The 9526-nt window shown below is 71.0% G+C and carries 11 protein-coding genes and 1 other RNA gene; 5 read left to right on the top strand and 7 right to left on the bottom strand.

The annotated features are described in order from the left end of the window. Positions 1-155: 155 nt before the first annotated feature. From Asi02nite_RS39970 to ssrA, 3 genes are all read left to right on the top strand, one after another. Positions 156-1412, top strand: a complete 1257-nt coding sequence (locus Asi02nite_RS39970) for a M23 family metallopeptidase (RefSeq protein WP_203719264.1) — start codon at positions 156-158, stop codon at positions 1410-1412. A gap of 126 nt (positions 1413-1538) precedes the next feature. Continuing rightward, positions 1539-2015 carry an SsrA-binding protein SmpB gene (gene smpB / locus Asi02nite_RS39975; protein WP_203719265.1) on the top strand — a complete coding sequence of 159 codons (477 nt, stop codon included), beginning with the start codon at positions 1539-1541 and terminating at the stop codon, positions 2013-2015. Between the two features lie 88 nt (positions 2016-2103). Beyond that, positions 2104-2479: a transfer-messenger RNA gene (gene ssrA / locus Asi02nite_RS39980) on the top strand. 424 nt (positions 2480-2903) lie between these two features. On the opposite strand, the gene Asi02nite_RS39985 is transcribed toward ssrA, so the two are convergent. From Asi02nite_RS39985 to Asi02nite_RS40015, 7 genes are all read right to left on the bottom strand, one after another. After that, a complete protein-coding gene (locus Asi02nite_RS39985) occupies positions 2904-3386 on the bottom strand; it encodes an EndoU domain-containing protein (RefSeq protein ID WP_203719266.1) in 483 nt (160 codons plus the stop codon). Next, complete coding sequence (locus tag Asi02nite_RS39990) at positions 3379-3873, bottom strand: WXG100-like domain-containing protein (protein ID WP_203719267.1); 495 nt, start codon at positions 3871-3873, stop codon at positions 3379-3381. The genes Asi02nite_RS39985 and Asi02nite_RS39990 overlap by 8 nt, the downstream gene beginning before the upstream one ends. A gap of 3 nt (positions 3874-3876) precedes the next feature. Further along, positions 3877-4200: a hypothetical protein gene (locus Asi02nite_RS39995; protein WP_203719268.1), complete on the bottom strand. Its 324-nt coding sequence runs from the start codon at positions 4198-4200 to the stop codon at positions 3877-3879. After that, positions 4193-4906 (bottom strand): hypothetical protein, encoded by a 714-nt coding sequence (locus tag Asi02nite_RS40000; protein ID WP_203719269.1) that lies wholly within the window; start codon positions 4904-4906, stop codon positions 4193-4195. The genes Asi02nite_RS39995 and Asi02nite_RS40000 overlap by 8 nt, the downstream gene beginning before the upstream one ends. Positions 4907-4986: 80 nt before the next feature. Next, positions 4987-6051, bottom strand: coding sequence for a lytic polysaccharide monooxygenase auxiliary activity family 9 protein (locus Asi02nite_RS40005; RefSeq protein ID WP_203719270.1), 1065 nt, complete (start codon positions 6049-6051; stop codon positions 4987-4989). Between the two features lie 247 nt (positions 6052-6298). Further along, positions 6299-6691: a hypothetical protein gene (locus Asi02nite_RS40010; RefSeq protein WP_203719271.1), complete on the bottom strand. Its 393-nt coding sequence runs from the start codon at positions 6689-6691 to the stop codon at positions 6299-6301. A 134-nt stretch (positions 6692-6825) separates the two neighbouring features. After that, the gene (locus Asi02nite_RS40015; protein WP_203719272.1) at positions 6826-7320 is read right to left on the bottom strand and encodes a YqaA family protein; all 495 of its coding nucleotides are present in this window, start codon (positions 7318-7320) and stop codon (positions 6826-6828) included. 105 nt (positions 7321-7425) lie between these two features. Between Asi02nite_RS40015 and Asi02nite_RS40020 the strand changes: the two genes are divergently transcribed. After that, positions 7426-8574, top strand: a complete 1149-nt coding sequence (locus Asi02nite_RS40020) for a YibE/F family protein (protein ID WP_203719273.1) — start codon at positions 7426-7428, stop codon at positions 8572-8574. Between the two features lie 171 nt (positions 8575-8745). After that, entirely contained in the window at positions 8746-9522 is a 777-nt protein-coding gene (locus Asi02nite_RS40025; protein WP_203719274.1) for a hypothetical protein, read from the top strand. Positions 9523-9526: the final 4 nt, after the last annotated feature.

Here is a 9526-nt window from a genome sequence, read left to right on the forward strand (position 1 = left end):
GGGTCTAGCGCTTTAGCGGGTACGTACGAGGCGCCCGTCATGCCGCGAGAGCGGCGTGGCGGGCGCTTTCGCTGTGTTCCCTGTTATCGGGAATCCGTCTTGTGTCCTTTGTGACGTGGGTAGCGTCAAGTCCACGTGCGGGTGAAGGGTGCGAGATGTACTCCTATCGCAGGAAAATTCCGAAGCTGGTGGCGGTGCTGCTGGCCGCGGTCGTGGTGGCCGCGATCCAGCCGGCCGGCGCCGCGCGAGCCGACCCGAGGGACGACAAGAAGCGGATCGACGCCGAGGTGGCCCGGGCGTCGTCGATCCTGGAAGGCGCCACCGACCGGGCCCGGGCCGCGGCCCGCCAGGTGGCCGCGGCGTCGGCGAAGATGCCGGCCGCGGAGGAGTTGGTGATCGAGAGCAAGGGCCAGGTCGTCGCCGCGCAGGTGCAGGCGGAGACGGCGCAGCGGAAGGCCGAGGACGCGCAGGCGGCGATCGCGGCCGCGCAGAAGCGGTTCGCGGCGGCCGACCGCGAGCGCCGCGCCGCCCAGGAGCGGATCGGGGCGCTGGCCGCCTCCGCGTACAAGGGCAGTGGGATCGCCAACCTCAACCTGCTGATGGACTCGGGCAGCCCGAGCGAGGCGCTCTACCGGTTGCGCTTCGTCGACCGGGTGGTCGCCGACCAGGAGCGGACGGTCCGCAGCTACATCGACGTGCTCGCCGTGGCCCGCCTGGAGGAGAACAACGCCACGGTGGCCCGCGTCGCGGCCGACGAGGCGATGCTGCACGCGGACGCCGCGCTCGACGAGGCGTCGGACGCCGAGGACCGGGCCGAGGACGCGGTACGCGAGGTCGCGCAACTCGTCCGGCAGAAGGAGGAGGCGCTCGGGGTGGCCCAGGAGGAGCGGGCCGCGAGCCTCGAGAAGTACAAGGAGGCCAAGGCGGAGGCTGCCAAGATCACGGCGGCGCTCAAGGCGTGGGAGGCCAAGCAGCGGGCGGCGGCGGAGGCCAGGCTGTCCGCGGGGCGGCTGTTCACGCCGGTGCACGGTTTCAAGTCGAGCGACTTCGGCAACCGGTTCGACCCGTACTACCGCGTCTGGCAACTGCACGCGGGGGTCGACCTGGCGGCCGGTGGTGGCACGGCGATCCGCGCCGCTGCGGCGGGCAAGGTGATCATGGCGGGCTGGAACGGCGGCTACGGCAACTACACGTGCCTCAGCCACGGTCGCCACCAGGGCAAGTCGATGTCGACCTGCTACGGACACCAGTCCGAGATCCTCGTACACGAAGGACAACAGGTGGATCGTGGACAGATCATCGGGCGCGTGGGTACGACCGGCGCGTCGACCGGCGACCACCTGCACTTCGAGGTCCGGCTCAACGGCGATCCGGTGAACCCACTGCCGTACCTGCGGCCCTGTCTCTGTTAGCTCCGACTCTCGCAGCGGGCCCGCGTCCTGGTGGCGCGGGCCCGTTTCGTCGCGCGAAACCCGGATGTCGACGGCGCGACCGGCGGGTAGCATTGCACAGTTGTCCGAGCGAAAGAGGTCGAGGTCGTGCCGCGGGAAAAAGGCCGCAAGGTCGTCGCGTCCAATCGCCGGGCCCGACACGACTACGCCATCCTCGACACCTACGAGGCGGGGATGGCGCTGACCGGCACCGAGGTCAAGTCGCTGCGCGCGGGCCGGGCGTCGTTGGTCGACGCGTTCGCCCAGGAGAAGGGCCGCGAGATATTTCTCTACGGGATGCACATCCCGGAATACACCCAGGGCACGTGGACCAACCACGAGCCGCGCCGCACCCGCAAGCTGCTGCTCAACCGGCTCGAGATCGACCGGTTGCTGGGCAAGCTCAAGGACGACGGCGTGACCCTGGTGCCGCTGTCGGTCTACTTCAACGACGGGTGGGCCAAGGTCGAGTTGGGCCTGGCGCGGGGCAAGAAGTCCTACGACAAGCGGCAGGACCTGGCCAAGCGGGACGCCGACCGGGAGATCCAGCGGGCGGCCGGCCGGCGCGGCAAGGGCATGACGTGATTCGTCCCATCTTGGGCGGTTTCGCCCAGGGGAAGAAACGACTGGCGGGGCACGTTAATCTGTAGTGGCTGCGGCAGGCGCAGCACGAGGGGGTGACTGGTTTCGACTTCGTCCGTAGCGACAGGGGAAGCGAGCCGAGGAAGCCAACGTCGTCTCGATAATCGGTCGTTGGAAAACAAAAAGCGCCAAGCAGAATCGCGCTCAGTTCGCCCTCGCCGCCTGAGGCGGGTAGCGAACTTGTCGGCCTGGGATCGCCTTCGACCCAGCTAGCCGGCATCAGCTAGAAGGCTGGCCAACCGGCCCCGGTCGCGGGGGCCGCGCGGCGAGATCAATCAGCGACTGGGCCCGTCTCACCGACTCGCTCGTGTGATCGGTGGGGCCGAGTAAGGACATAGCGAGCTGCGCTCGGAGAAGCCCTGACAACACGCCGAAGGACCCGGGTTCGATTCCCGGCACCTCCACAAGTGGCACGTGGCCCCTGTCCGCAGACACCGCGGACCGGGGCCACTTGTTATTCCGCTCCGGGGGCCGAGCCCCCGGAGGCCCCGCGGTGGGTGGTTGCGGTCGGTGGTTACGGCGCGCGGTTGAGGAAGCTCAGGTAGTCCTGTAGGGCCGTGCGGGCCTCTTTCAGCGTGTGGGTGCCTGTCCAGTCGTCTGAGTAGAGGTCTTGGAGGTGTACTCCTGATTTGGTGATCTCTACTTCCCACGAGTTGCCTTGCCAGGATTCATGTTCTGAGCGGCCGGACTCTACGTCGTCTATGTAGGCCAGGAGGGTTTCGGCCCAGGTTTGGACGTTTTGGATGTCGCCTGTGAGCATGGATCCTAGGGCGCTGTAGGTGTCGTCTTGTGCTGTGAAGGCGGGGCCGCCGTGGGCGTCGCGGTGGAAGGTTAGAGCGGCTGGACTATTGGCCATGCTGAGTCCCAGGTCTTGGATTTGCGGCTGTAGGAGCCTTCGATGAGGAGGCCGTTGCTGACGCCGCGCCAGCGGCGGTTGTTCGTGTTCGGGACCGGGGTGCTGTTCGCGTAGGCCTCTCTGATCGCGCGGTTCACTCGTTGCGGGGTCCAGTTGTCCGGGAAGAACGAGCTGCCGCCCGGTTTGATGTACCACGTGTTCTTCGTCGTCCCGCCGCGCATCGCCACGTCGGCCGTGTAGGTGCCGCCGATGCCGCGGCTGGTGATCCGGATGACCTTGCGGTCCGGTGGGTCCTGGCCCATGAAGCGGTGGTGCCAGCCCGTGCCGCGCAGGCCGGTGCGTCGGCTGCTGCGGACCTCGCCGCGGTAGACGTGGTGGTGCTTTCCGCTCGCCTTGACCTTCTTCCGCATCCAGCGGAGGGCCGGCTCGAAGAGGCCGGCGTGGCCGCGTTTAGCCATTGAGGACTGCCTGGGTGGCCAGGTTCGTGAGTTGGTTCAGGAACAGGCCTGTCAGCTGTTTGAAGGCTGGGATCGCCAGGAGGGAGGCGCCGAAGGTGATCGCCGCCGCGGCTATCGCCTGGATGATCTGGATGGCCAGCAGGACCAACTGGATGATGATGTTGCTTTTCAGGGCTACGACGATGCCGGCGCAGGCGATGAGGGCCGCGCCGACGATCGAGGCCGCTACGCCCGCGTCGTCGAGGTTCGTCGAGAAGGACTCCGGGTGCGACCAGGCCCGCTCGAACGCCTCGATCGCCTCGCCGGTGTTGGTGGTCCAGACCTGCCGGGCGTACGCGTGGGCGGCCTGGAGGTCGCCGGGCATCGCGCCGCCGAACCGGAGCCAGGTCTGGCCCAGCTCGAAGAGCTTGGTCTCGTCGGCCTCGGGCCAGGTGTAGCCGAGCGTCGCGAGCAGCGAGGTCAGCTCGCCGGGCAGCTGCAGTCCCATCGCTCAGGCCAGCCGCTCGCCGAACGCCCGGCCGTCCGCCTCGATCGTCTCGTCGGCCGCGTCGTAGGTGTCGGCCACCTCCAGCAGCCCGGACCCGTCGCCGGCGAGGCCCTCCAGGTTGTCGATGATGCAGTCCATCGCGACCTCACGGACCGTCTCGTACGCGGCGCCGATCAGCGAGCCGAGGTCGTCGTTGCCCCACGGCTGCCCGTGCGTGGCGAGCTCCGTCTGGAAGGCCGTGAACCGCCGGGCCATCTCCTCGGCCGAGGAGCCCACGCCCGAGCCTGACCGGCGTATGCCGCCCGAATTCACGTCGAGGTCACTCATCGTCGCTCCGTTCCCGTGCCGGGGGACCTGAGATGCTGCCCAGCAAGGTACGTAGCGCACCGGTGTAAACGTTCATATGTGCGAGGCTCGCGTCCTGGAGCTCGCGTACCCGCGCGTCGAGCCGATCGGTCGGCGCGAGGTCGCGGGCCGCGTCGGCGAGCTCGTCGAGAGCGCTGTTGACCGCCACCAGGATCTCCGCGCCGAGGCCGTCCGTCCGGTCGCGGATGTCCAGCGCCACCACGCGCGGCCCGGCCGCCACCGTGGCGACGACCAGGCCCCCGTCGAACGTCTGCTCGTGCTCCGCCGGCATCGTGCCGCGGGCGATCCGCAGCAGGTCGCTCGTCTCGTCCAGCAGGGCGGCGAACCCGTGGGTGCCCGGGTCGCCGTCCATGCCGGTGCGCTCGCGCAGCCGGAACATGACCTCGGCGAGAGAGTCGGAGACGGTACGCATCATCGCGGCGCCCGACTCGATGGCCGGCCGCAGCGCGGCGTCGAGGGCGGCCGGGTCGAGCGCCGCGTCGTCGGGTGCGCGGGGGATCGAGCCGGCCAGTGCGGCGTTGGTCGCCTCCACGGCGTACGCGCTGATCTCGTCGGGCTCGAGGCGGAGCACCTGCGGGTCGAGGTCGACCAGGTCGAGCCGGCCGGCGCTCGCCAGCGCCCGCACCTGGCCGGCGAAGGCGCTGCCGCTGCCACTGTCCGTCGACATTGGTCGAACTCTACAGCTCGGGGCCACGCGGCGGCACCGTCCGAAGTAAACGGTGCCGACGCGTACGCGGGTGCCTGTCGTCAGGTCGTCGCGGTGCAGGACAGGGTCGGTGTGCCGCTCGTGCCGGAGCCGAGGAAGCCGAACGTGGTGCTGGCACCGGCGTTCAGGGCACCGTTGTAGGCGGCGTTGCGGACCGTCGCCGTCGAGCCGCTCGTGGTGGCGCTGGCGTTCCAGACCTGGGCGACCTGCTGGCCGCCGCCGAAGGTCAGCGTGACCGTCCAGCTTCGGATGGCCGCCGTGCCGGCGGTGACGCGGACGTCGGCCTGGAAGCCGCCCGACCAGGAACCCACCTGGGAGTAGGTCGCGGTGCAGCTACCCGGCCCGGCCGGCGGCGTGGTGGGCGGCGTGGTCGGCGGGTTGGTGGGCTGGTTCGTCGGCGGGTTCGTGGGCGGGTTCGTGGGGTTGCCGCCCGAGCCGCCGAAGTTCACGTCGCTGCAGAAGTAGTAGGACTGGTCCATGTGGCTGGCCTGCCAGATCGTGTAGAACATCGCGCGGCCGGTGCGACCCGGCACGCTGACCGGGATGTCGATCTGCACGCCCTGCGGGGCCGGCTGCCACTGGGACGCCGGGGTGTTGCCGATCTGGTTGACCAGGGTCAGGTCGCTCCACCGCAACGGTTGGGTGGTGGGGTCGTAGCCGGCGCGGGTCACGTACACCCTGATGTAGTCGGCGCCGTGGCTCGCCTGGTCCTGCAGGCGCAACGAGAACGAGGTGCCGACGTTCGTGGGCCGCCAGTTGCCGACGGTGTCCATCGCGTTGTAGCGACCACCCTCGGCGCGGCCGCCGCTGCAGAGTTGGCCGTCGGGGACGTTGCCCTGGTGGTTGCCGCCGAGGTTCTCGCGGTAGAGGCCGTTCCAGTTCCACATGGCGTTCGGGTTGGCCTGCCAGGCCTGCCAGCACATCGGGTCCTCGGTCGCCATCTCCGGCGCCTGGAAACGGGAACCCCACCGTTCCCAACAGCCGTAGTTGCGCGAGGCGGGATTGATCACGCTGCCGTGCGCGGCGGCGGGCGAAGAGGGTAGGACGACGACGATCACGGCGGCGAGCGCGATCAACGCGGCCGCCAGGAGTCGAACGAGGCGCATGAGATCTCCAGGAGTCGAGGCCGGAAGCCGCCCACGCTCCCGTTCCACCACATCACTCCCGCAACGCGGGCCCAGCGTGGCACGACGCATACATCAAAGTCAATCGCCGTGAATCGCTGCACGGGCACCGGCATCCGTTTCGGCGCTCGCGACGAGGCGGGGCGCTGACGCCCGGTCGCGGCGGAGCGCGGCCTGCCGCCGGACGCGTCGGCGACCGTCGCCGGTCGACGCTGCCGGCGGCCGGTGGCTAGGGGCAATCGGACGGCCGTCGGGCGACGGCCTTGCGCCAGGCGTCCTCCAGGTCCGCGCCGGCGTCGGCGGGATAGAGCGCGGGCGGTGCGGCCGCGCTGAGGATCAGCAGGCCCTCGTCGCCGACCCGCCAGGCTGGCGCGTTGGCCTCGACCGCCGGGTCGTCGGCGCGGAACTCCACGGTGGGCCCGGCCGGCTGCGCCGTCAGCCAGCGTTCCGGTCGCAGTGTCACGCGGAGGCGGCCATCGTCGGGCGTCACCGACTCGATTCGGCCCCACGCCGCCACCTCCGCGCACCCGATGACCCCGTCCGCGGCCAGGCTCTGCTCCGGCGGCGAGGCGCAGCCGACGGCGAGGAGGAGCAGCAGCAGCGTCGCGAGGCGGCGCGTCATGGCGGCAGCACCACGGCCGGGACCGGCGCGACCACGAGGAGGCAGCGGCAGCGTCGCGAGCCGCCGCGTCGTGGCGGCAGCCCCGGGGCCGGGGCGATTACGACGGAGCGGCGGCAGGGTCGCGAGCCGGCGCGTCATGGTGGCAGCACCAGCGTCGGGGCCAGTGCGACCACGACGAACCGGATGCAGCGGCCGACGAGGCAGAGGGCGGCGAAGGTCGGCAGCGACATCGGCGTGCGGGCGACGTAGACCGTCGCCGCGATCAGTGGGGGGATGCCCGTGACCGCGCTCGCGGACAGAAGGAGCGCCGCGTAGCGCGGGCGGTCCAGGAGCGCGACCAAGGAACCCATCCGGTCGCGGAAGGCCGACCGGCGGGTGGGCTCGCGGTCCCGTTGCCGCTCCACGATGCGGCGCAGGAGTGCCCCGCGGAGCAGGCCGCGGGTGGCCAGGAAGATGACCGCCTTGCCGGCGGTCTGGCCCGCGGCGGCGACCAGGCCGGCCGGCACCGGGGCCAGGCTCGTGGTCGCGATGACCCCGACGAGATAGACCTCCACCGGCGTGAACGGCTGGAACGCCGACGCGAAGCCGATCGCCGCGACGCCGGCCAGGCTGACGGCGTCGACGGTCATCCCACCATGGCGACACGCGGGGCGCCGTGGGTCAACCCGCTGCGGACAACCTGGACACTCGAATAAACCAGACATAAAGGGTGAGTCCGATCTAGCCTCGACCGCATGGCACACGCGCACGGACCGGTGGGGCCGGCTCCGTCGCGTACGCGGTGGATCATGGCCTGGATTCTGGTTCCGCTTGCGACCCTCACCGTGATCGGGCTCGCCGTGCTCTGGCCGTACACCGGCCCCCAGACCATCGCCACCGACCAGCCGGCGCGGCGCGACGCGACCGTGACCGCCGTGCAGCCGCAGCCGTGCACGCAGCGCACGTCGCGCCAGTGCGGGTCGGTGACGGTCCGGTTGACCAGCGGGCCGCAGTCGGGCCAGACGGTGACCGCGACGATCCCGGAAGGCCCCGGCTCCCCGGTGGTCGAGCCCGGCGACAAGATCATCGTGGGCGACAACGAGGCGCCCGGCGGACCACCGCAGTACGCCGTCCTCGACCACCAGCGCGGCCTGCAACTCTGGATCCTGCTCGGCCTCTTCGCGCTGGTCATCGTGGCGTTCGGGCGCTGGCAGGGCCTGGCCGCTCTCGTGGGGCTCGGTGTCAGCTTTGCGATCCTGCTGGCCTTCATCCTGCCGGCGATCGCGGTCGGCAAGCCGCCGCTCCTGGTCGCCATCGTCGGTGCCGCCGCCATCATGTTCGCGGTCCTCTACCTGACGCACGGATTCAGCGTGCAGACATCGGTAGCCGTCCTCGGCACGTTGGTCAGCCTGACGCTGACCGGCGGCCTGGCGGTTGCGGCGACGGAAGCCCTGCACCTGACCGGCTTCGGCAGCGAGGACACCGGCCTCCTGGCGGTCTTCCTGGGCGAGATCGACCCCCGCGGCCTGCTCCTGGCCGGCATCGTGATCGGCACGCTCGGCGTGCTCGACGACGTCACGGTCACCCAGGCGGCGACGGTCGGCGAGCTGGCCGCCGCGAACCCGTCGCTCGGCGCCAGGGGCCTCTACCGCTCCGCGACCCGCATCGGCCGGGCGCACATCGCCTCGACGGTCAACACCATCGTCCTGGCGTACGCGGGCGCGTCCCTCCCGTTGCTGCTCCTGGTCATCATCGGTGGCCAGTCGGCCGGCACGATCCTCACCAGCGAGTTCATCGTGGACGAGATCGTCCGCAGCGTGGTCGGCACGATCGGCCTGGTCGCCGCGGTCCCGGTCACCACCGGCCTGGCCGCGCTGGTCACCGCCCAACGACACAAGGCTTAGGTCCGGGCCACCACCAGACGACGCCTGGACTCCGTCTCGGCTCGCACTGATCCACCGGATAGGACCTAGCCTGGACGCATCGACGACGAGCTGCGCGCGTGGCTGCTCGACGGCGACCCGGCGGTCCGCTGGCGTGTCCTGCGTGACCTGACCGGCGCCGGCGAGCCGGAGGTGACCCGGGAACGTGCCCGGGTCGCCGAGCTGGGCTGGGGCGCCCGCCTGCTGGCCGAGCAGTCGGCCGACGGCAACTGGGGCGGCGGGGTCTACACGCCGAAGTGGACCTCCACCACGTACACGCTGCTGCATCTGCTCTGGCTCGGTCTGCCCCCGGGCCAGCCGGCGGCGCTGCGGGGATGCGCGCGGCTGTGGGAATGGCAGGACCGCAAGCGCGTCGCGGAGACCTGCGTGGTCGCGATGCTGGTGCGGGTCTCCCGCGCCTTCGGTTACCGCGACGCGCGGGTCGACGACGCGGTCGCCTTCCTGCTCGACCAGCAGCAGGACGACGGCGGCTGGAACTGCGCCGCCCGCGGCGACCGCGCCCGGCACAGCTCCTTCCACACGAGCGTCATGGCGCTGGAGGCGCTGGCCGCCGCCGGCCGCGCGGCCGAGCCGCCCTCCCGGCGCGGTCGGGAGTTCTTCCTCGACCACCGCCTCTACCGCTCGCACCGCACGGGCGCCGTCGCGATCCGCGGCAGCACGAAGTTCCCGGCGTTCCCGGAATGGCACTTCGACGTCCTGCGCGGTCTCGAGTACTTCGCCGACACCGGCGAGCCCGACGAGCGCCTGGCCGACGCCGTGGACGTCGTCCGGCGGGCGCGGCGGGGCGGGCGCTGGTCGACCTACTCGGCCTACCCGGGCAAACAGTGGTTCCCGCTCGAGCCGCCGGGAGCCAGCCGCCTCAACACGGCCCGCGCGCTGCGGGTGCTGGCCTGGTGGGACAGGACCTAGGCGC

It is taken from the genome of Asanoa siamensis, assembly GCF_016862555.1.
GTDB classification, from domain to species: Bacteria; Actinomycetota; Actinomycetes; order Mycobacteriales; family Micromonosporaceae; genus Asanoa; species Asanoa siamensis.